The organism is Haloferula luteola, assembly GCF_014201715.1.
Classification (GTDB): Bacteria; Verrucomicrobiota; Verrucomicrobiia; order Verrucomicrobiales; family Akkermansiaceae; genus Haloferula; species Haloferula luteola.
Genome location: NZ_JACHFD010000018.1, coordinates 1 through 22,160 on the forward strand (window position 1 = coordinate 1; position 22,160 = coordinate 22,160).

The 22,160-nt window shown below is 54.4% G+C and carries 11 protein-coding genes, 2 tRNA genes and 1 pseudogene; 3 read left to right on the plus strand and 11 right to left on the minus strand.

The window, feature by feature from the left end:
- Positions 1-215: 215 nt before the first annotated feature.
- The 7 genes from HNR46_RS15455 to HNR46_RS15485 all read right to left on the minus strand — a co-directional run bounded on the left by HNR46_RS15455 (position 216) and on the right by HNR46_RS15485 (position 17,207).
- Positions 216-6,044, minus strand: a complete 5,829-nt coding sequence (locus tag HNR46_RS15455; protein WP_221285206.1) for a putative Ig domain-containing protein — start codon at positions 6,042-6,044, stop codon at positions 216-218.
- The gene (locus tag HNR46_RS15460; protein ID WP_184020402.1) at positions 6,041-6,436 is read right to left on the minus strand and encodes a hypothetical protein; all 396 of its coding nucleotides are present in this window, start codon (positions 6,434-6,436) and stop codon (positions 6,041-6,043) included. Before HNR46_RS15460 ends, HNR46_RS15455 begins: the two co-directional genes overlap by 4 nt.
- 5 nt (positions 6,437-6,441) lie before the next feature.
- Positions 6,442-11,430, minus strand: coding sequence for an RHS repeat-associated core domain-containing protein (locus HNR46_RS15465; protein ID WP_184020403.1), 4,989 nt, complete (start codon positions 11,428-11,430; stop codon positions 6,442-6,444).
- Between the two features lie 426 nt (positions 11,431-11,856).
- Entirely contained in the window at positions 11,857-14,292 is a 2,436-nt protein-coding gene (locus tag HNR46_RS15470; protein ID WP_184020404.1) for a glycoside hydrolase family 26 protein, read from the minus strand.
- Positions 14,293-14,301: 9 nt separating this feature from the next.
- On the minus strand, positions 14,302-15,096 hold the full coding sequence (locus tag HNR46_RS15475; RefSeq protein ID WP_184020405.1) for an FkbM family methyltransferase: 795 nt from the start codon (positions 15,094-15,096) through the stop codon (positions 14,302-14,304).
- Between the two features lie 790 nt (positions 15,097-15,886).
- Positions 15,887-16,408 (minus strand): tyrosine-type recombinase/integrase, encoded by a 522-nt coding sequence (locus HNR46_RS15480; RefSeq protein ID WP_184020406.1) that lies wholly within the window; start codon positions 16,406-16,408, stop codon positions 15,887-15,889.
- A 343-nt stretch (positions 16,409-16,751) separates the two neighbouring features.
- Positions 16,752-17,207 (minus strand): DUF6082 family protein, encoded by a 456-nt coding sequence (locus HNR46_RS15485; protein WP_221285207.1) that lies wholly within the window; start codon positions 17,205-17,207, stop codon positions 16,752-16,754.
- A 126-nt stretch (positions 17,208-17,333) separates the two neighbouring features.
- Between HNR46_RS15485 and HNR46_RS15490 the strand changes: the two genes are divergently transcribed.
- Positions 17,334-17,591 (plus strand): helix-turn-helix transcriptional regulator, encoded by a 258-nt coding sequence (locus HNR46_RS15490; RefSeq protein WP_221285208.1) that lies wholly within the window; start codon positions 17,334-17,336, stop codon positions 17,589-17,591.
- Between the two features lie 608 nt (positions 17,592-18,199).
- A pseudogene (locus tag HNR46_RS21545) lies at positions 18,200-18,562 on the plus strand (tyrosine-type recombinase/integrase); the annotation flags it as partial.
- A 274-nt stretch (positions 18,563-18,836) separates the two neighbouring features.
- Here the strand turns inward: HNR46_RS21545 and HNR46_RS15500 are convergent.
- The 4 genes from HNR46_RS15500 to HNR46_RS15515 all read right to left on the minus strand — a co-directional run bounded on the left by HNR46_RS15500 (position 18,837) and on the right by HNR46_RS15515 (position 21,213).
- A tRNA-Pro gene (locus tag HNR46_RS15500) sits at positions 18,837-18,913 on the minus strand.
- 7 nt (positions 18,914-18,920) lie between these two features.
- Positions 18,921-18,997, minus strand: a tRNA-Arg gene (locus HNR46_RS15505).
- Positions 18,998-19,096: 99 nt separating this feature from the next.
- Positions 19,097-19,579 carry a hypothetical protein gene (locus tag HNR46_RS15510; protein WP_184020410.1) on the minus strand — a complete coding sequence of 161 codons (483 nt, stop codon included), beginning with the start codon at positions 19,577-19,579 and terminating at the stop codon, positions 19,097-19,099.
- A 221-nt stretch (positions 19,580-19,800) separates the two neighbouring features.
- On the minus strand, positions 19,801-21,213 hold the full coding sequence (locus HNR46_RS15515) for a hypothetical protein (RefSeq protein WP_184020412.1): 1,413 nt from the start codon (positions 21,211-21,213) through the stop codon (positions 19,801-19,803).
- A gap of 83 nt (positions 21,214-21,296) precedes the next feature.
- Here HNR46_RS15515 and HNR46_RS15520 point away from each other — a divergent pair, with 83 nt between their 5' ends.
- Entirely contained in the window at positions 21,297-22,151 is an 855-nt protein-coding gene (locus HNR46_RS15520; RefSeq protein ID WP_184020414.1) for a GH25 family lysozyme, read from the plus strand.
- The last annotated feature ends 9 nt before the right edge of the window (positions 22,152-22,160 follow it).

Consider the following 22,160-nt stretch of genomic DNA (forward strand, 5'->3'; position numbering starts at 1 on the left):
TCACGGTGGTTGGTTGGTTTTCGTTTAGCAACGCCACGCTGACGCGTGGCACCAACCAGCCACCACCTCATTCTAACGATTCATGGGACGCTTCCAAAACACCGCCCGTGAACGGCTTCGGGGAGTGCCACATTTGGTCGAACTGACACCGGGATCTCATCCCAGCGTTAAACCCGTAAAATCAACATCCCGAAACCATCTGTTTCTGGACATTCTCACTGTTCGACAAGCACTCTCAAGTAGAGCTGGTTAGCTGTAGTTTGGGGTTCCAGCTCAAGCTCCCATATTCCATCGTCCAGTTGCCTGGATGAGCGAAGTTCAAGGTCCGAATTGGATTCAAGAGCCCATTGAGAACTTTCCACTTCAAAGCTAAGGGAGTGATTTCGCCAGACAGTCAGATTGTTCCCAACCGAGGTAAAATACCCCAAAGAGGAGTCATCCGATCGAAGTCGAATTCTCACCCTGATCTGATCGGCTCCAGTGGTTTCCACGGACGTGACCGTTCGTGAGACGGGATCGACTGGGCTATTCCCTGAAACATACTCAAGGAAATTGGAAAGTCCATCGTGGTCGGGATCATCGTCACGCCCCGCATCCGCCAGGTTTAAGCCACTCGAAGTGAAGCCCAGAATCCATCGTTCAAAGTCGTTAGAGGCTGCTGGATCGTAATATTCGATGGTCACCATCTGGTAGTCGAAGAGTTCCCCAGCAGTTGCTCTGATTTCGAAGTTCGCCGAGCCCGGTGAATTGGGCGTGACCCAGACAAATTGTCCCGTCGCGGGATTGAAGCCCGCACCTGAAGGAAGATTGAGTGCGCTCAACACTGGAGTTCCGGTATCACCAGATTGTGCGCTGACAACAAACGAAACGATTTCCCCCATGGGCACGCGTTGGTTTTGAATCGGTGAGAGAACAGGTGCACGCTCGATGGTAGGAAAAATCGAGTAGGTTCCCTCGTCTTCCAGATACCAGCTCTGGAATCTGACGTAGTAGTCCCCATCAGCTATGGAGACAAACTTGAGGGTTCCCGAAGTCGTATTGGTCAAGGAATGAGGAGTCGCGACACCTTGCGTCCACGCCTGAAGGCTCACCCTAATGCCCGTGCCAACAGCGTTCAAACTCAGCCTGTCTCCGCGATTGGCAGGAATCGTCCACGTATCAATATCCCCCCTCACAATCGACCCGGCTTGAGAAACTCCAAAATTCAGCGCGCCTCCTTCATCCCCCGGGTTCAAGTGGATCAAGCCTCCGAAGTGTGAGAGCTCCACCCGGTAGAGCTGACTCGTTTGCTCCAAATAATACGTGGCGATTCGAACCGAGTAGGTGCCGCTTTCGGGGGCTTCGAAACCCGCGCTCTGGTCCCAGTAACCTGTGGACTCTTCGGAAATCAGGCTACCGGATGGACTATACACTCTCACTTGGAGATCCTCAGACGAGCCTTGCTGGGACGCTGCTCGCAAGGCGATTTGGTCACCTTCGCCAGCTTGGAAATACCACATATCGTAGTCACCACGAACCAAGCTCCCAAGAACTGCGACCCCATTCGAAAGCGAGCCTCCTTCATCACCAGTTTCAGGAATTGCACCGGGACGTCCATTAGCGAGTTCGATGCGGTAGGTTGCAGAGGTACGCTCTAGGTAAAACATCCCCACCCTAGCTATGTAGGTTCCGCTCTCCGGTGCTTGAAATGCGGCGTTCTGATCCCAGTAGTTGGTGGATTCCTCGGACAGCAACTCCCCGGAAGGGCTGTATATCCTCAATTGAAGGTCGTCGGAAGAGCCCTGCTGAGAGGCAACACGAAGAGCGACTGGATCGCCTGCTTGTGCCTCGAAATACCAGAGATCCAAATCACCCCGCTCAAGTTCACCAAGGGCAGCTACACCATTGGTGAGAGGTCCTCCTTCATCCTCGGCTCGCGGTACGGCTCCTGTGCGCGCCGAGGACAATTCGATCCGGTAAGCGGCACTTGAACGTTCGAGGTAATACATCTGCAATCGAGCCACGTAGCGTCCGGGCTCATCTGCACGGAAACCGACCCACTGGTCCCAATAATTCGAACTGGAACCAACAACCTCCTCACCAGACGGTGAATAGACTTTGAGCCAAAGGTCATCAGAAGAATTCTGCAGCGAGGCGACCCGCAGCTGGACTTGCTCGCCTTCATCCACATCAAAACTCCAGAGATCCACATCGCCCACTGGCAGTGAACCGGTCTCGTAGACGCCATTTGTCAGTGGTCCACCATCTCCCTCTGATCCCACTACAATGGGGGCAGATACGTTGGTGTAGCTCACAGCGATCCCTCCGGTTCTTCCTGCCGCAATGCTCCGAACGCGAACTCCATAGGCTCCTGCACTCGGCAGGGCGAATGTCAGCACTTGATCGAAATAGGACTGCTCAGTCGCCGCAATGACGGTACCGTCCGGCCCTAAGACTTCGAAGTAGAGATCGACCCGATCGTCAGGACTGGCGACGCGAATACTAACCGGGTCGCCAGCGGCACCCTGAAACGCGAAGACCTCGTATTTATCATTCGCAATCGCTCCGCCGACCAGAGAACCGTTGGAAAGCTGGACTGGCGCGACGACGCGAATCAACACTTCCTCCGTCGCCTGCCCGTCTTCGTTGGTGAAGGTAAACTCAGAGGTGTAATTACCGCTTGTGCCGGCCGTTGGATTACCCGAAATGGTCCCGCCGCTTGTGACGATCAGCCCACTCGGCAACGAAGTCGAGGTGACGGTGGGACTGTTGAAGACAGGCAGCGAATACTGGAAGGCCAAGCCTTCGTAGGCGAGCAATTGTGGCACCGAACCCATCGTCGGCGGTGCAGCATGAATCGCGATTTTCAATGCTTGCGATGTCGTGCCGTTTGAGTTCGTGGCAGACACCGTGATCGGAAAGAGCCCAGCTGACTGAGTTTTCCCCGAAATCCGGCCGGTAGATGGGTTCATCGCAAGACCAGCAGGAAGCCCTGTAGCCGTGAAGCTGGTTGCGACATTGCGAGTCAGAATTTGGTAGGAGAAGTCCTTCCCCCTGCCTCCGATTGCAAATCCCCGACTGATAATGGAGGGGGCCGATAGTCCGGGATTGGAACTCGGTAGCGAAAGGCTGTGCCATCCACCCGCCGAGATTTGGACCGAGGGTTCGGTGTAATCCGGAACCGGGATCTGGCCGTAGGTATCACCTCCCCAAGTGACGATTTCTCCGGAAGCGAGAAGTGCCATGCTATGGTCATCGCCTGCACTGATGGCAACGACATTGGCGAGGTCTTGTGGGACTGTCGCCTTCCCATCTCGGTTTGAGCCCCATGCCTTGACCGTTCCGTCACGGAGGAGCGCCAACACATGATAGCGACCGCAATCAATTGCCACGACGTCCTCAAGACCGACAGGAATCGTCACCTGCCCTTCTAGATTCTCACCCCAACCCATGACGGTTCCATCGGACTTCAGTGCGATTCCGAAATGTTCGCCAGCCGAAATCGCGACGACACCGTTGAGCGATGCCGGGACTTCACGTTCACCGTAGTCATTGCTACCCCAAGCCAGAACGGTTCCATCCACCTTCAGGCCAAGGCTGAAATACCCGCCAGCAGCGATGGCAATGAATCCGCCACTCCCGCTGTCGGGTGTGTTGATCTGCCCATAGGTATTGGATCCCCAGCCCACAATAGTCCCGTCCGACCGGAGCGCCAGACTATGGAGGGCTCCTGCATCAAGTGCCACGACGTCACCCAAGCCATCGGGAACCGCCAACGATCCAGCGAAATTCCTTCCCCAGGTTCGGACGCTCCCATCGGCAAGAAGAGCGAGTGAATGATTGTAGCCGCCGACGAGCGAAATGGAGTTGGAAAAATCGACCGGAAAATCCGACTGCCCATAATCATTCGCTCCCCACGCACTCCCATCGCGAACCTCGATCTGTACTCGCTCCGTCTCGGTCCCGTAAGGGTTGGTGCTGGATATCTCGAATTCGTAGCTTCCGGGTAAGGACGGGAAGCCAGAAATGATCCCGGTGCCGGGATTGATGGAGAGTCCGGCTGGAAGACCCGAGGCACCGAAACTTGAGGGAGAATGCTCGGCCTCAATCTGATACCGGAATTCGCTTCCGATCCAAGCGCTGGCGGCCAGAGGGCTCGTAATGAGGGGCAGCGGTGGATTGACGATGATCTCGTAAGTTCGCTGGGTGCTGCCCGCTGCATTGCTGGCGGTCACAGTCACCGGAAAGGCTCCGCTATTTGCTGGGCTTCCAGAAATCAGCCCCGACACCGGATGAATCGACAGCCCGGTAGGTAACCCCGTCGCTGAGAAACTCGTCGGAGAATTCCGAGACGAGATCCGGTGATGAAACGGCGTGTCCTCGGCCCCCAGCAAGGTGGGAATCCCCATAAACACCGGCAAATCCGTCGAAACCTCCAAATCACCAATCGCGACACCAAAATCTGTCCCCGTGTCGACAACCTCGACGACTGGAAGCCCTGCAAGGAACCCCACGGTATTGAAATCATCGCGCCCCCAACCCGCCACTGAACCATCTTCCCTGAGCGCGAGACTCAAGTAGGAACTCGCACCCAGACCGACTACCTGCCCGAGGCCCTCAGGCACCTCACATTGTCTCTCGACGTTTCGGCCCCACGCAAGGACAGTGCCGTCTTCCAGAAGGGCGAGCGAGTGATCCTCCCCCGCACAGATATCGACAATCCGGCTCGAATGGGCGGGAACTTCGAGTTGATTGACCGAGTTGTCGCCCCACGCGAAGAGCTTACCGTCCGCACGAAGGGCAAGGCTGTGATTATCCCCGGCCGAAATTTGAGTCACCGTATTGAGCCCCACCGGAACGAGGGTGCGCCCATCTGTAGAATTTCCCCATGCCGCTACCGTCCCGTCACGGAAGAGCACAAGGTTGTGCGCCTCCCCGCAATCAACGTCAGCCACGGCAGACAGCCCAGATGGAATCGTCGATAGCCCGTTGGACGTGGTGCCCCAGGCATGGAGACTCCCGTCCTCATGGAGCGCGAGGTTGTGACGGTATCCTGCGGAGGCTTTAACAAACCCAGTCTCTGAAGGAATTCCCGAGACAATGCTGCTGGCATCGGAACCCCAACCCACTATTGAGCCATTCGCTTCAAGAGCAAGGACGTGATCGTAACCCGCATCAACGGCCACGACGTTACGCAGCGAAGAAGGAACTCCGATCTCACCAGAATCATTTCGTCCCCATGGTACCACCCCGTGGTAATTAAAATTTGCGCTGACCCACTTGTTGCCGTCCATCAGGATGGTGTGCGGACTGCCGGGTGCAGGGTTGATATTGCCGAGCCAACCATAAAAGCCACGACCATCAAAAGGATGCGCCTCAAGGACGACACTTCCATTCAGGCTGTAACTGTCCTGAACCGGGTCCTGTAAGATCATGCCGCCTTCGGCCGAAAGGAACAGGCGTGGCCGAAAATCAGCATTGTTATTGGGATCGGTCTTGTCCCGCCACTCCTGCACATTCGAAACGCCGTCCCCATCGGAGTCAGCAGCTCCGGTGGTCACAATGATCGAGCCGAAAACCACTATTTCGAAATCGTCCGGCAATCCATCAAGATCCGAATCAAGACCTACCTCTATCGACTTCGAAAGGGTCGATCCATCGGAAAAAGTAACAGTAACGGTGTAAGTCCCCACATCGTCCGGACCGATTTCCGAAACGGTGAGCGTATCCGAAATCGCGAAAGGAAGAGAGGTATCCCCGCGGGACCATTTGACCGAGTAATACACTCCTGATTTTACGACAACCGATAGCCGTAACTTGCCACCAGCAGGTCCGTTCTCCATCGTTCTGGCAAGTTCGATGCCAGACGAAGTTTCATCGGGGACAGTTCTGGCGAGATTCCCGTTTTGATCGAACTCTAACCCGAACCCAAAAGCGAAACTCGTAGCAAGAAAAAACAAGGCCAGAAATCGAAACGAATGAGACTTCATAAAAAGCATGAGCAGACCGTAAAACGGCACAGGAATCAGCCCCAGGGGGCTTGAGTAGCGAATCAAGGATGTCACGGCTTCGATTTACGGCGGAGCCAGTTCATTTCGGGCACTCGGGAAATAGCCTCATTGAGAAGGCGGAAAGCATAAGCGACTTCCGCTTCGATTCGCTGCTTTCCTTCGAGGTCTGCTCGATTTGCCTTCATCCATTCCCGAACATTTGGTAGTGCAATCAGTTCGCTCAAAGTCCGACGATTTTCTCCCGTATCGTCGTGCACGAATAGCTCCAAATGATACTCGGCTGGCCCGCAACGGAGCTCCACTTTACCACTATAGGCAGACATGAAAGCCGTTGTGATAAAACCATCATCCTCGAATACCGGCGAGCAAAGGGAGAGCAACTCGGTGTACGCGGATTGCTGAGCGATCACACACCTTTTAAACAATTCTTTGGTGACCAACGACATGACAACTACTTGGAAAGATAGGATCCACTTGGGCTAAGCCTGAGCCCTTTATTACCCAAGATAAGGCGCTCTGCGCCTAAGAAGGTCTGACCCACGGTTCTATCCGGCCGCAGGAGCGTAGAAGCTAGTTCTGAGTTCAGCCGAAACGCCGAAGCATCCCTAATCTCGTAGCCATCACGAACGGCTTTCCGAAGAATGGATGAGTTCTGGTAATAGTTTGCTCTTGGACTGCCCAAATCGGGAAGATCGTCGAGCAGTGTCTGATTACGCGGTATTCCCTTCAAGTCGTCCAGCCTCCCGATGTATTTAACCTTCGGTGCATTTCTTGCGGCGGCCCCGTATCCACCACCTGGGGCGATCGCACCAACCAACAACCCCGTTGCAGATATTACCTTATCTAGGTAAGAAGCACAAGGATCCAGAAATGTCGATGCAGCATCGTATATATCATATGCCGAAGTGGCGACTTCGAAGATCATCCAGGCGATGATCAACGGATGCTCGCCCGTGGGATCAACCAGCTGACAGGGTGTATTCCAAGCATAGGCGTAAAGATTGATTCCTCCTCCCTCACCAATGGGATCTCTTGAAATCCATCTTGCTGCTCTCGGGTCGTAGGCACGGTACGGAGCCAGATGGAGGCCGCTTGGTTGGTGAGTAAAATGCCCCGTGTAGGAAAAATGCGAAATCGGCTGGGCATTGGAAAACTCAACATTTCCCCAAGCATCGTAGGACAAACGTTCTTGCAAGCCACCGGTGGGACTCAAGAGTTCCCGAATGCTGCCCAGATGATCGAAGGTGTAGAGGTAGGCCTGGGTAGAGCTTCCAGTAAGGTCTTGCATTCCTTGCGCAAGGTAACGGCGCTGAACCGCCTCCCCGCTACCGTCCCGTTCTTCACAGATTTCCAATCCACACCACAAAAGCGTTCGATTCGAGATCTCAACGCCATTCGACAATTCACGGATGCGAACCCGCCGCCCGAGGCCATCATATTCAAACTCGGAACGCCCCGTTCCTTGGTTGATGGCGACGAGCCGGTCTTCCGCGTCCCATTCGTAGCTGGTTTCTGGGAGGTTGAGGCTGGTTGAGTCCAGCTGGTTGAGTGCGTTGTATCGAAAGTCCTGGGTCGCCCCATCTTCGGTTTCGGTGAGGCGGTTGGCTGCCGGATCGTAGATCCAGTTGTAGCCCTTGGTCGGCGTGCCGCCTGTCGTGATGGAAGCGGAGGTCAACTGGTCGGCTCCGTCATAGCCAAGGGCCCACACATCGGCGGTCGCGCTGCTGGCTCCCGCTTGCTGCGTCCACTGCGTGATTCTCCCGATGGCATCGTAATTGTAGGAAAATTTGGAAACGATGCTGTTGGACGGGGTGCGGTTGGTGATGGATTGCAGGCGATTGTCCTGACTGTTTCCGTAGTAGTTGAACTGGGCCTTCACTCCGCCGCCATGAGAGACTTGGGAAAGGCGCGAGGTTGCACCCTCATAGGTGTAGGTGAAGGTGCCCAAGGAGTTGGTCAGCGAAATGAGCCTGCTTGCGGCATCATAGGAAGGAGATTGCGAGATTCCATTGATGGCGCGGCTGGTCACTCGGCCCAAGGCATCGTAAGCGTAAGCGATCTCATCGTTGCTCCAAGGACCGTCGATGGTGGCAACCTCATTGGCTCCCAGGCTGCCAACCGGATGGTAGCTGGTCGTGGTCTCACCAAGACCATCGGTCATTGAGGTTACCCTCTTGAAGAAGGGATCGTAACCGAAGGTGACGGTGGGTGTGGCGATCTCAGCGTTGGGGAAGAGCTTCGCATGCAGGGTGCCGTCAATATTGTAGCGAAACCGGGTGATTTGCCCCTTTTCATCAATCCGCTGAGACAACCGACCGCTCCCGGGTTCGTAGGCAAAGCGAATTCGGGAGCCATCAACATATTCCTTATAATCAACTCGCCCTTGGACGTCCCGGTGCCAACGTGTGGCCCGTCCCATGGGATCAATCAGGGTTCTCAAGTCGCCGCACTTGCACCACTCGTAGCCGACCGTGCGGTTCTCTGGATCGGTGACGCCGACGAGTTGCCTAATCTCATCATATGAGAAGGTGGTCACCCGTCCCAGGCGGTCTCGGGACGAGACGAGGTCAAGATTCTCGTAGGTATTCTCCTCGTAGGTGCCGTCCGGGTAGTCCACCCTAGTAAGTCGGTCGATGTCGTCGTAGGAGTAGGTGACTGTATAGCCATCGAAATCCGTGATGGTCTGTGTCCGGCCGGCCGAATCGTAGGTGAAGGTGATCGTGTCTGCCGCTCCGGCCAACGGACCATTGATTGAGACCAAATATCCGTTGGTATCGTAGGAGTAGGCAGTCGTGTCCCTTTCCGGGTCGGTGGTTGAGGTTAGCTGCCCCCTTGCGTTGTAAGCGAAGGTCGTCGTCTCCCCGGCCGCATTGGTCGCCGCAGTCGGAAGGTGATCGGAATAACCGGAGAACGCGGCAAGCGTCTCAAATCCCACAGCCGTTCTGACCTTGATTGCCGTGAGATCGATTCCCTCGACGGCGCCCGTTTGGCTGGAGTCATCATTGTATTCGAAGACCAGCTCCCTACCCAATGGGTCGATCGTACCCGTGATTTTCCCAGTAACGGGGTGGTAGGAGGCTCTGCCCATGGACCACTGGAGGACACCATCTTTGTCCTCAACCGCCTTTACCGTCTTCGAAGGCATAGCACTGGTTCCTCCGCCTTCTGCTGATGTCTGACCCGGGTAATTGAACCAAACCCGGTTCTCCAAAGGAGCTTTGAAACTCGCTAGGACTGAGGTGATCGTATCGTCGTTCGCAGTCCAATTGTAGAGGGTCGCTTTGGAGAAATCTCCAGGAGCCTCGCGCATCTGTTTCCGATCCCAGTAGAATGTGTTCCGGTAGCCCAGATTGGTGACCTTCGGCATGAAGCCAATACTTTCGTCGTTAACCGAAATAGTTGTCGGTGCGGGGAGTGGCGAGACTCCATCAGCCGGATATCCCGAATAGTCGTTGGCTTCGGCACGCTCGCGATCTCCTTGCGGATTGGTGGCTTCGATGAAGCGCCCCGGTTCTTCGTTAATACCTGGAAGGTCCCCCCATTTGAAGGTAGTCGTACCGTAGGGTGTGGTTAGCTCAGCGACGTAGTCGGTGTCAGCCGCGTATGAGAATTGTGAAACAATGCCTACCGGATCGGTAATGCTCAGCAGCTGCCCGACCGAGGTGTAGGAGAACGTGGAGCGCCGTCCAAACGGATCGGTAATTGAGCGGATCTTCGTCGAATCGCCTGGAACTGCAGCACCGGCACCGGGCGTATATGAGAGCGTGGTCTGCTGGCCAATGGCATCGGTGATGGAGATCAGGCGGTTGTTCCCGTCATACCCCAGGGAAACTGCGTTCCCTTGTGCATCGACAATCTTCGTCAGAAAATACCTTGTCGGAGCTGGTGAATTTGGATGCCCATAGACGAACTTGCTACCGTCGGGATTGCTGAACGTGAACTCGGATTCAGTGGGGGACCATGCCAGACGGGGTCTTTCAATGTAGCGTGACAGAAAACGCCCGCTTCCAGTTTCAAAATTGTAGGTGTAGAATTGGCCATTACCCCAGATAATGTTGGCCGAGGTCGCTGGGACCTCGCCAATTGGAGTTCCCGTTAGCTCCAAGTAGCTGGAATAACGATGGGTCCATCTGGGCCCGAAGTTTCCCTGCGGTGGCGCGTCTTCAATGACCGAACTCCGCTGATCATACTCAAGGCGAAACGCCACAGGCGGGCCGACGGGAGGTGCGTAAGAAATGGGAGTGTCAAAGATTTCCAAGCCGGGGTTGAGCAGCCGAAAAGTGTAGTCCGCCATTGGCTGCCCCTGATCTTGGTTTTTGTTACAAGGATTCTGCTCATCGCCCTCCGCCTCGCGGCCGTGAACACAGTGACTGCCGAAAACGGTCTTTGCCTCCTCGTCTCCGACCAGCTCGAAGCCATCCGGGATCTCGACCTTCGAGAATGCCAGCAAATACCCTGAGAATTGTTCCTCGAAGGCCTCTGGGTCCATCATCGTATCGACCCGAAGGTGAACGTCTTTGACCCTCAGTCTGCCTTCCTTTTCCTCGGTCACCGCAGAGTAGTGGTCGAATCTCCAATGCACGATGGAGGGAACCGGGATCGACGCTTGTGGATCGACGCGCCGATAGATTTGAAGATCCCCATCGCCTTCGAGACTGTGTGCCCGCAATTCGAACAATGAGAGTCCATTAGCAATGAATTCCTTTCCCTCTTCGGGGTCATGGACATCCGGATGGATCGCCCTGTAACCTTGAGGAACGCAGACCGTATTCGCTGCTGTGAATCCGCAGAAAACGTTCTGCTCTGCTTGATTCTCGTGAAACCAGAGTGCGGATTTCGCTTGAATCAGGGCTTCCGAAGCAGCTCCGCCGAGCTTGCGATCCGCTAGTGAAGACACCAGTTCGCGAAGCTTTTCCCTCTCTCCGAGCCGGGCAAGCTTTTGCAAATAGAGTGCGAGAGCCTTCTCGGCCGTCTGTTTCCCTTCAAGATCGGAAAGAGGCTGGCCCGTGGTCCAGGCTCGTTCCAGTGTCTTCACCGCGCCGACGAAGTAGCCGTGCCGCCATTCAAGCTCAGCCAGTTCCAATGCCGCCGCGATTTCAACGCGCGCATCGCTGGTGGCTGCCGCCAGTTTTTGCAAAAGAACTCGATTTTTGGCATTAAACTGACCACCGGATAAAAGGTATTCTTCGATCAGAGGCGAAGTATTTGGAGGAAAATAGCAGCCCTGTAGAGTGACCTTCGAATCGCGTATCGACGAGCCCGCAGGGGCACGTTCCTCCGTTACAATTTCATTTTCAGTTTGAAATGAATCTTCGACCAGGGGTGAAGGGAAGGTTTTTGATATCGATTTCTCAGCTGGAGGTTTGGCTACCCAAAGGGCGGCAACCACTGCCGCCACAAACACAAGAACGATAATCGCGGTCTTTGAATGAAACTTCATGCCATCTGGATTGCGCCGAGATTAGCGCGGTCAGGGGTAACCAAACGCGTAGCACACTTGGTGCCTCCTTAGCGAACTGCATGCCTGTTGGGCAAGCTTTATTGGGTTTCAATCACGGTGCTCGCTACTCCGTGAAGCGAACGTTCGGGCCATCATTTCGATGGGGCGATCCGAATGTAGAAAGGCGTCCCGGAAGGAATCTCGGTTGGAGGGATCGTCGGAGCTTCTTCCTTTTTGTTCCAAGAGATTCTCCATCCCCTCCTCGATCAAATCCAATACACGATTCGCAACGGGATAGCTTCAGCGCTTACACCACAACCGGCTTAAGGGGGCAGAGCGTATCGACATTGAGGATCCTCTCATCATGCGCGATTTCCGCGAAACGCGGATGAACAACCCAGCCCCCTCAAGAAAACAGTTTCAACCTCAAATCGACGGCAAAACGATGTAATTATCGACCCAAACTTCAGTAAACTGTTCAGCCCAAACGCCTGAGGTGCCGGACAGGGACACTGGCGAATCATCGGTAAAGTCAATTAGCAGCTGATTATTCAGATAAACTTTAATCTCAACCGCATCGCCCCATTGAGTTACCACCTCTTCCCCGTTTACAATCTCGGTCTCTAAAGCGACCTCAACATTTTTCGTCCTAATCCTAAGGTCTTGCAAAACACCCATGTAAACATCGCTGGAAAGCGCAACATAATCTAATGTAGCTGACGATACACCGGATTCCTTAAGCTCGATTGATTTGAGCATATTCTTTTTGTATCCAGAACCATCAATCCGATCCTCCGTCACCAACATCACCTCATAGTGATAACCAGAGGAGTCATTAAGAAACAGAACACCATAGCCTTTATTGTTCGAATTAGAAGCAACCTGGAGTGCGACCGTGTAGTCGCCATCCGTCACATTTCCGACATTGGATATCTTATTTCCAGACGTATTTGAGGCATTCAGCTGAGTGCGAGCGGGTGTCCAGCCACCAAGGGTAAATCCATCTGCATCGCCGTCGTCAAAGTTTTCTTGATAAAACCAAGAGGTTTTAACGGACTCTGACGGAAGACGTGATCCATTCGAGGTCTGACCATTGTAAGTCTGGCCATTGCTTCCCGTCAGACTTGTTGAGTCACTGTATTCGCCGACCACATCTGACCCAAAAATCATTTTGATACGCTTTCCTGAGCTGGGTTCATTCGTAATCACCATGCTCATTTCCTCTGATTCCGTCGTCCATCCGCCACCATTCTCAACGATAGTGCTAACCACGGGAATCACCTCAGAAGTCCAAACCTGCGTGCCGTTCTTCAACAGTCGCCATACCGGACCTGTGAAGCTCCCGCCCACAGGAGATTGCGAAGGCATTCCCGAAGCGCCACAATAACCCTCGAACACATAACCCGACTGACTTGATGTGCCCATCGCTGCAATCCCCGCCCAATCTCCGGTCGAAGCCGTAACATCGGCCTTCACCACACAGGGCGCGAAAGCAAAATAAACTGGATTTGATCCGATGGTCGTCTGAAACAACCAATCATTTCCCATATAAGGAATCTCCAATCCTCCGACATACTTGCGTGGAGACGGCACCAAATCGGACAGTGGAGTGGTATCGCCCAAAACCTTCAGAAGTGCCGCGCTGGAACGCGGGTGAGGCGTATTCTCAGGATAGATGGGATTATCATCTATTCCAAGTTGCCAATAGTCTGGGAGGAGAGCATGATCCACCACAAAAGGCATCGCATCATGGTTAGTATTGTAACGGCATACCGCGTATTCAAAGTAGATAACTCCGTATATATCTTGGTTTTCCGCCCAATCATAGAGGCGACAAATAAATGATGGGTTATCATTTCCACCGGTTCCACCATCCTTCAAACCAGAGTTTAAGTTATAGGAAGGAATGGTTCGTCGCTCTTCAACGATTCCAGCCTCGCTAATGATGAATTCTTTGCCGTGGTCGTCGGCAAAATTCTTGTATTCGTCGAGACCTGCCCCATAGAACCATATATTTCCAGTCGAATTTGTGTCTCTAAACACACCGCTTTTTATTTCCTCCCATGTTCTCTCCCTTATCTCGTGTTCACTGAGCTGGTCGCTCCAGCTTTGACTTAGGTCCTGCCATATATGTTTGTAGTACCCCGCAATTCCGCTCGAATCGTAGACATCAACGCTGATAAAGTCGACATACGAATCTCCGGGATAAGCATTCGCTGTCAATGTGGCAAATTCCGTGAGATCCTCAAGACCGAGCAGAACCGACCATGACCACTTGAAGTCGGCTCCGGCTACGCCCATCATAACACCGTGGATTCTTTGCCAATAGGATGCAAAATCTTGCATCTGTGAAGCTGTTCCCCCACCGACCGCCCAACTCACAGAGCCGAGATCCTGATTGAACTCCCATCCGAGCCGAATGTGAACGTCATCTAACCCCATTGCCACCAGATTTTGCGCAAGCGTCTGCCAATAACTGTCGAAGTTTCCGCTTATGCCTTGCGAGAACCGGTTTCCGATCAGCGCATAGCTAACACCGCTGTTGTCGACTTCTGGAAACATCGGCATTGCAAGTTCCAAAACGTAATCCTCGGCATAGGGATTGGATGGCATCCCAGCACCCGGTTTGTGCTTCTCAAGTGTGTATGCAAATCCAGATCCTGAGGTGGAGCCGGAAAGATCGGCCCAAGTGTGAGCAAAGCAAGTGTCCCCAAGGATCTCCGGATCATAACCTGTGTAGTCTGCCCACTCAACGGCACGGTTGAGCTGAGCAGTGCTAACACTTACCCCTTTAAGGGGCGAAGCTTGAAGTTCAGATGCACACACGAGGACAATCAGTCCGAAGAAGGCTGTCAGTTTCATTTTTATTAATCATTCATTCTTAAACCACACCGAATCGAGAGCGAGGTCGGCGCGACTCGGGTCGCAAGGACAATCTAGTCTGTGAGGAAGGTCGGAGACCCACCCATTTTCAGTGACGAAATCCTTTCGAAGGAAGGTGAATTCGGCAAACCATGGAATCTCAAACCCATAGCATTTGGTCGAATCCGCGATGTTATTGGGATGAATATGAACGCACTGATGAGTTGACAAGATTTTTCTAAACACTCGCTCGATAAATCCGAATCCCAACTCGGAAAACAATGACTCAAGACGATGAAATTCGATCACCATAATCCGAAACCGCTTCTGGAATTCTTCAGACATGCTGTAAATGGTTTCATACTCGAAGCCTTCAATGTCCATTTGCAGTAACCAATCACCTCCGACGACCTGTTTCGCCTTTTCCTCCAACCATTCGTTGATTGCTATGAATTCATCGGATGAAAATGATCCGATGAATTTCTTATCAAAATGAAATAAATCGTGGGATTCAGCAGGGCCGCTTACTGAAGCATCAGCCATGAAGACGTTCATCCCAAGTTCTGCACATGCCTTCTCAAACTTGGAGTTCACATCGACCCCAGGCGAGAAGCAGGCCGTGATACCGTTGAGGTCGTTAGGAACCATGTAGCCTCCATCGGTCGCAGGTCCAAGGCGGATGAGATCAGCCTCAAGCCGTCTAGGACGTAAGTCTTGAATGAGTTGCCGAAGTCTTTTCTCATTTGTGATCTTTGTGGGGTAAAAGGTGAGAGGTTTAGGTAGCTTGAGTGCGACGCTTTTCATTTTCTAAAGACTTGAAGAGTTGATCCCGAAAGCGGCTCAATTTGTGAATGTTTTTGAAGAATATTCAAAGATTTCTTTGCTGGGTCTGCCTAAAGAGCTGGACAAGGAATGCGAAGACCGACGAGCGACGGGCAAAAGTCCTCTTTGTGACGAAGTCGGGAATTTTGCCCGGCTGCAATTGGGTCGCATAAACCATTACACATCAATTCTGTATGACCTACTCGCAGCCACACCAGTTTCAGGCAAATGAACCGATTCTCAGTCGGGTGCTTGATAGAGAACCTTAACTATCGAGGTATCATTACCGATGCTGAAGGGCTCTTGGGTGTTTTCGAGTAGGCCCCATAAAGCCAGTTCGAGAAAACTCCCACGCGTCTCAATGGCGCGTTCCGTCAATCGTCCAGGCCAAGAGGAGTTCGCTCTGCTCATCCGGGCACTGCTCCAGCCACTCCAGAGCGAGCATCAGCCTGGCCGACGGGATGAATTGATCGGGCATTCGACTTCTCCTCCAAAAATCCGGGAACGCAACGGCAACGAAGGTGACGATACATCCGATCTGATCTCCTTCGCGCCATTACGCCCAAAAGGCGGGTCGTGTGTAGGGGGCCGGGGATCGATACCCGGCTATTTACCCCGCCTAATTCTTTTCCTTTCCACCGTCATCACATGGCGGCGATTTCCTCTTGAAAGTGAACGAAATAAGGATTCTGTTCACTCCTTCAATCATACCCGATTCGCGGCCTCTTCCTCAAGGAAAATGATTCTACGCCTACCATCGTAGGTAGCCCCCTCATGACTTTGGGCAAGGGCCACCTCCGATCCAGATTTTGTGGAATTTGCCGCGAATGTCCTCGGTGATGTGGGTGGTGTAGATCGCGGTGGTTTCAGGTCGTTTGTGACCAAGCAGGCCCTGAATGTCCCCCTGGAACAGACCAATGGACACGCAGCCGATTGCGTAGCCGTGGCGCAAACCCTTGGGCGTTGCTTTGATGCCGCTTATCCCCGCTGAGTCCATACACCATTTCACGAGCTTCCATCCCGTTGTCCGGCCAAAGTCAAAAAGACGGCCATCCTCTAAGGTGGGTAGCACCATGAGAGCCTCGATCAGAGAGTCTTGCACCGGGACAGGGCGATAGTTGACCTCTCCCCGCTGCTTGAGCGTCAGGAAGACAAGAGCACCACCGCCAACATCCACGTGAGAGCGCCGCAGAGAAAGGGCTTCGGAGATCCTGCAACCCGTGTTGAGCAGCACCAAGCAAAAGAGCTGATGCTTCAAATTGGGCAATTTTGAGGCCGCCTCACCAAAGGCCAACCTCTCGGCAAACGAGACATATTTTCGATCACCTCTGCCGTCATATAACGACCTCATTTTCATCCCTCCTGAACAGAATCCTTATTCCGTTCACTTTATCGCATACAAAGCACAAAATCATCAAATCACTTATAATCATTACCATACAGAAGATTCTGGGAGAAAACGGACCGCTATCAGAGCTTTGCAGCGGAGGCCAGTGCCCCGCAGTGATCCTGACTGATGGAGAAAATGCTTACGTTCAAGGCAACCGGCTCAACTCCGAAGAGCGGGCCCGATTATCCGCGCCAGAAGGAGAAGACTTCGTTGCAATTCCCCTCACCACTTTAAAGAGGATTGCGCTTCAAGTCGGGGAGAGCTGATCACTTTCCTCGTCAGCCGAGGGAGGCTCCTTCACGGAGTCTCCCTTTTTCTCTCCATAGATTTCTCGGTTGAGGAAGTCGCGGAAATCAGGCGCGTAAAATTCCTCGTGTTGAGTCCAATGTCTCCGGATTTCTGGATTGCTCATGAAATCCCTGATGTCATCGACAGTGCTCGCCCACTCAGATCGAGTGAAAAGGCGCCTTTGATCGAAGATGACCATCGTGTGATTGATCCAGATTTGCCGGAAGCGTCTTTGACGCTGATCTTCACCCGAATTGCCGCTGATTGCTTCAAGAAGATCGGGGTTGTCGATAGCCTTGAATAGGAGGCTTGTCGTGCGGTCGTATTGCTTCGCTCTCGCATCGGTCTTTGCCTGCTGGCGCGTCCAGTGCTGTTGAACGGCGAGCGACAGTAAAGCCACCACCACCGAAATCACCGCTATCCACTCTGGAATTCCCAAATCTCATCTCCCTCATTTGATTCCAATATCGAATCAAATTTAACTGACTTGCGTGGCTGAAGCAAGACGGTCCAGGGAAGCAAATCCTCGGCGGCTCCGGCCATGAAGCATTTCTGTGCGTATTTCTCATTGATGCCACCCATCAGGAACATCGAACCGCAGAATACCATGGAACACACGGAAGACCGTTTGATCTCATTGGCGCAAGCCGGGGAGCGCCTGTCCCTCTCCAAGCGCGCCATTTACCGGCTCATTGCCAAAGGCGATTTGCCACGTCCTGTCAAAGTTGGCGGTGCCACGCGGCTCTACGCCAGCGACATCACCCACTATCTCGTCAATCTAAAATCCGCGCGGAAATGATCTTTCACGTCTACAAAAAGAAGCGCACCCGCAAGGGCAAGACAGCAGTCGACCGGTTGTATCGCGGTCGCTACCGACTCGAAGGTGATCTCGCAGTTTCAGAGGTTCCTCTGGATACCCCTGACAAACAGGTGGCCGAGCAGAAGCTTCGCGAGATTGTCAGAGAGAAAGAAAGAGAACGCGCAGGGCTCATAGCACCGAAGCTTGAGAGGGAGTCGGCCAAGCGTCCTTTGTCCGAGCATCTGGAGGAATTCATCGCGGACCTCGCGGTTAAAGGGCGGGCAGAGCACTACTACAGGCTGATCCGTAGCCGCGTGTCCATTCTCCTCAAGTCCTGCGGCTGGAGGGTCGCTAGCGACATCTCACCGGATGGTTTCGTTCGGTGGCGCTCAAAACAGCAGGCGGCTCCCAAAACGCTGAACGAGTATTTGAACGCGATGCACACCTTTCTTGGCTGGATGGTGAAGCAGCGCCGCATCCAGGACAATCCGCTCCGATTGGTCGAGAAGGTCGACATTCGGGGGCGCCAACAAAAGCGCCGGGCGATTTCCGATGCCGAGTTCGACCGGCTGCTGGCCGTGTCTGAGGACTACCGTCTGCTCTACATCATGGCAATCTACACCGGGCTGCGCCTTGGTGAGCTTCTCGGCATCGTCTGGTCGGAGGTCCATCTCGGCGAGGATGAGCGCCCACGCATCGTCATTCCCGCTGAACGCACCAAGAACCGTAGGGAAGCCGTCGTGCCTCTCCACCCGAAGTTACGAGATTGCTTGCAGATCACTGCAAATGGAGCACGAAACTCCGATCTCATTTTTCCTCAGTATGCCCATCCGGACCGTCGGTTCAGGCGACATCTCAAGGAAGCAGGGATTCCCGCCATCGATGGCACCGGCCGGAAGCTCGACTTCCACTCCTTTCGCTACACATTCGCGACCCGCCTGGCCCGCAAAGGAGTTTCACAGCGGCTTGCTCAGGAATTGATGCGCCACAGTGATCCTCGATTGACGGCAAACCTCTACACCGACGTCAACCAGCTTCCAACCTTCGAAGCGGTGAATTCGCTGGACTGGTTTGAGGACGGGAAACCGTCTCGACGTGGTCCACAAATAGGTCCACAAAACCGAGTCTCTGCGGGGCAAAATCTGTCTCAGATCGGCACAGAAAACCTCATCAAAATCCCTCTATCAGTCACTGGCAATGAGACGATTACTCTCAATTTGTCACCTTGTGACACGAAACGAATGATGGTCGGGGTGGCGGGATTCGAACCCACGGCCTCTTCGTCCCGAACGAAGCGCGCTACCAGGCTGCGCCACACCCCGAAAAAAATGGCGCACCCGCAGGGATTCGAACCCCAAACCTTCTGATCCGTAGTCAGATGCTCTATCCAATTGAGCTACGGGTGCTTTGACTTTCGTCGGTGCCCTGCTTCAGCGGGGCGGGCGGAAGAAAGCGTCTGACCCGGGTCGGTGTCAAGACACTTCGATGAAGTTTTTCGAAATCTTTCACCTGCGCTTCCACTGAAGATTCCGTCCGTTCCGAGGTTTCTGGTGGGATTGAAGGGCCGATAGTTTCTGCAGGGTTTCCAAGGGAATCCCCAGGATCTCATACCATCCCCCGTCTTCATGGCGACAGAGCATGCGAGGGCTCCATCCTCTGAGAATCCAACTCACTCCCCAAGCTCCAACCAGCCAGCCTCCGATCGCAGCCCACCCACTGCCCGTTCCGTAGCCCATCAGCCCCATCCCCAACCCAGCACCCCCGAATTCCATGGCCATTCGCAGGGATCTCCGACGCGAAGCTCCCGAAGGTTGATACCAAGTCAGAGTCGCCTTGGGTCCGAGGGTCTTCCCCAACAGGTCGGTGACAACGACCGCCAACCCACAGAAGACCGGGAACCCATAGTGCGGAATGATCCACGGCCGCAAAACATCCACCAATTGAGCTCCTCCTGCGAAAAGCATGGCCTGCACCAGGATGAAAGGCATCGATCTGCGGCGACTGAGAGAAGAGAAGGACTCCTTTCTCCATTCCCCCTCCTCGGATTCTGAAGGGCTTTGCGGTCTCGATCCCGTCACGAGGAGTTTTGGGAAGACGGCTCCGTCCTGAAACCAAAGCGATTTCCCGCTCACAATCCAATGTCCCTGGCTCTCTCCCGGATCCAGCTCGAGACCTATGGGCGGAGCATACGGGTTTTCTTCGGTCTCAGTCATCGCGGCCAGTCGATCCATTCCCGCTCTTCGTAGTCGCTGCACAACTTCGCACGCATCCAGCATTGGTGGAGAGCCTCTTTGAGTTCACGATCCCGGGCCTTCGCGACCTCTGGATTCTCCATGCTAAGTGCATCTCCCTCGCCCACCCGGGAAAGGTGATGAGCGACTTGCTTTGAGAGGTCGCCGCGAACTCGGTGAACCTCGATGTTAGAAGGAAATTTCCCCACCGCAGGAGACCGGGTGGTCCACACGACGTTTCCCGTTTTCCGCCACGTGATCAGAGTCGACTCATCGGCCTCGAAAACGTTGACCCCGCTCACTTGACGATGGAGGGAGACCACCAGGGAATGCTTTCTTTCAGGATCGGATAGAGCGAACCACTGATTGCGTTGATCGCCCGCCACAGAATCCAACTCCCGGGCCTCGATGAGGAACCATCCCTTGAGGACGGGCTCGGACTGCAGTTCATGCCAACGCTCGCGAAGATGGGGGTCCCAACGCGACGGTTTCAGGTCCACTGCCTCGTCGGGATCAAATACTTCCCTTACCAGTGCAGGAGAACGTGACAGCTTCATGAAGCCCAAGACCAGCATCACCGAAGGGTTCCACCATTGCTTTCCTGCCAACCCTCTCAGCGGAAACCGATAGAGGTAGATGCTGCGCACACGACGCATTCTCCGCCCAAGTTCGGCAGGCTTTTCCGCCTGCTCGTGCTGGATTTCAGCCAAGCGCATCAGAGCTTCCGGCGCGAACCCTCGCAGCTCGAACCAGCCGTCGCTTTCTCCCCGACACTGAAGAATCTTCCGATGTTTGCTCAAATGGCGAACGAGAAACGAGTAACCAAAGACGCATAAGAGCCCGAATGCGCGGAAGCCTTCAAGATCCGTCCAGAACGAACCGCCCCATAGTAGACTCACTCCTATCCATGGCATTGCCGATAGCCATTGGAGGCGGCGGGTGATCGCTGCGTTGGCATTTGCATCGGCAACGGTCATCGACCATCTCAGACGAGCCGGACCACCCGTCCTGCCCTTCGACTTCCTTACCAGGCGATTGCCCAAAAGCCCCCCGAGAAGCATCACCATCACGATCACCATCAAAGGGGCGGGGTCGATGCCAGCATGAACTCCCCCGATGATCCCCAAGACCATCGCGGCTCCTCCCAGCAGGGCAAAAACCAAAATCCTTCCCACCCGGATCCCGCCACTCTGGAGCATGCTGAAGGAGCCCGCTGCCGGCGTGAGGGGAAGATCATCACTGCCACCAAAAACATCGATCTCTGGCAATACCGCACCATCGCGGATGTAAAGACAGCCATTCCCCACCTGCCACGGTTGGCCGGCGGAACGATCAGTCCGCTCGGAACTATCGTCTGCCAGGGGCGGTGCGTAAGGATTGGAGTCGTCCATTCGCCAATCAAATCATCAGGTCCCTCCAGATGGCGCAAGTCGCCAGCTTGCGAAGATTGCAGGACCATGCTGGACTCCACGGGATGAAATGGCTCGCGCTCCTCCTTGTCCTTCCCCTGTTATGCCAATGCGGCGGTTTTGGCGGCACCAGTGTCGCGGATTCCCCTGCGGTTCTCAATGTGTCCGGATGGGATCCGAAGGAAGTGCAACGCCCCGGCGATCGATACACCCAGCACGATGTCTCCGCCATGCGTCGCAATGGAGCTTTGGGGCTGATCGCCCGCTCCGCCAAGGGGCCTTTGCTTGATGACAAATTCGCCGACTTCATTCAGTCAGCCGATCGCGCTGGGATGCTCGTGGGAGCCTATCATTTCGTAACCATGAGCCAGGACCCTGCGGCTCAGGCCGATGCTTTCGTGGATCGTGTGCGTGCGACGGCCCGCAGTCGGGGCCTTTCCTTCCGCCGGATTCTCTTGGTCGGAGATTTCGATACGGCATCGACGCCTGATCGCTTGGTGCGATTCATTGAGCGGGTCGAACAACGAACGGGGATCACCCCGGTGATCTACCTGGAGAACAGTGACGGTCTGCGCGCCCGCATGCGAAATGCCAGCCCGGCTCAGAAGCGGGTGATCCGCCGGGCGCCCTACTGGATTGCTCTCTACGGACCAGGAGGCACCGAGCGTGCAATGGGTGGCGGGCTGACTCCCGATTCTCTGTGCGAACAATATGGCACCTGGAGCTCGTGGCAGATGTGGCAGTATGGTGGGGTCACTTGGGAAAACGGAGGCTCCCGAGCCAAGCACTACAACACGGGATCCTGGAGCAGCCCGCGCTACTTCGGGAACATGGCCCATCCGATGGAACGCAGCGTTTTCCGGGGCAGCACCTCCGACCTCAACGCGTTTTGGAATCGTCATGGCATGGCTTGGTGGTGAGTGGTTGGA

Bases quoted from the DNA above. Each gene is read 5' to 3' on its own strand.
- HNR46_RS15460 (WP_184020402.1), bottom strand. From the start codon at position 6,436: ATGTCGTTGGTCACCAAAGAATTGTTTAAAAGGTGTGTGATCGCTCAG.
- HNR46_RS15465 (WP_184020403.1), bottom strand. From the start codon at position 11,430: ATGAAGTTTCATTCAAAGACCGCGATTATCGTTCTTGTGTTTGTGGCG.
- HNR46_RS15470 (WP_184020404.1), bottom strand. From the start codon at position 14,292: ATGAAACTGACAGCCTTCTTCGGACTGATTGTCCTCGTGTGTGCATCT.
- HNR46_RS15475 (WP_184020405.1), bottom strand. From the start codon at position 15,096: ATGAAAAGCGTCGCACTCAAGCTACCTAAACCTCTCACCTTTTACCCC.
- HNR46_RS15490 (WP_221285208.1), top strand. From the start codon at position 17,334: ATGAAGCATTTCTGTGCGTATTTCTCATTGATGCCACCCATCAGGAAC.
- HNR46_RS15510 (WP_184020410.1), bottom strand. From the start codon at position 19,579: ATGCCTTTCATCCTGGTGCAGGCCATGCTTTTCGCAGGAGGAGCTCAA.
- HNR46_RS15515 (WP_184020412.1), bottom strand. From the start codon at position 21,213: ATGGACGACTCCAATCCTTACGCACCGCCCCTGGCAGACGATAGTTCC.
- HNR46_RS15520 (WP_184020414.1), top strand. From the start codon at position 21,297: ATGAAATGGCTCGCGCTCCTCCTTGTCCTTCCCCTGTTATGCCAATGC.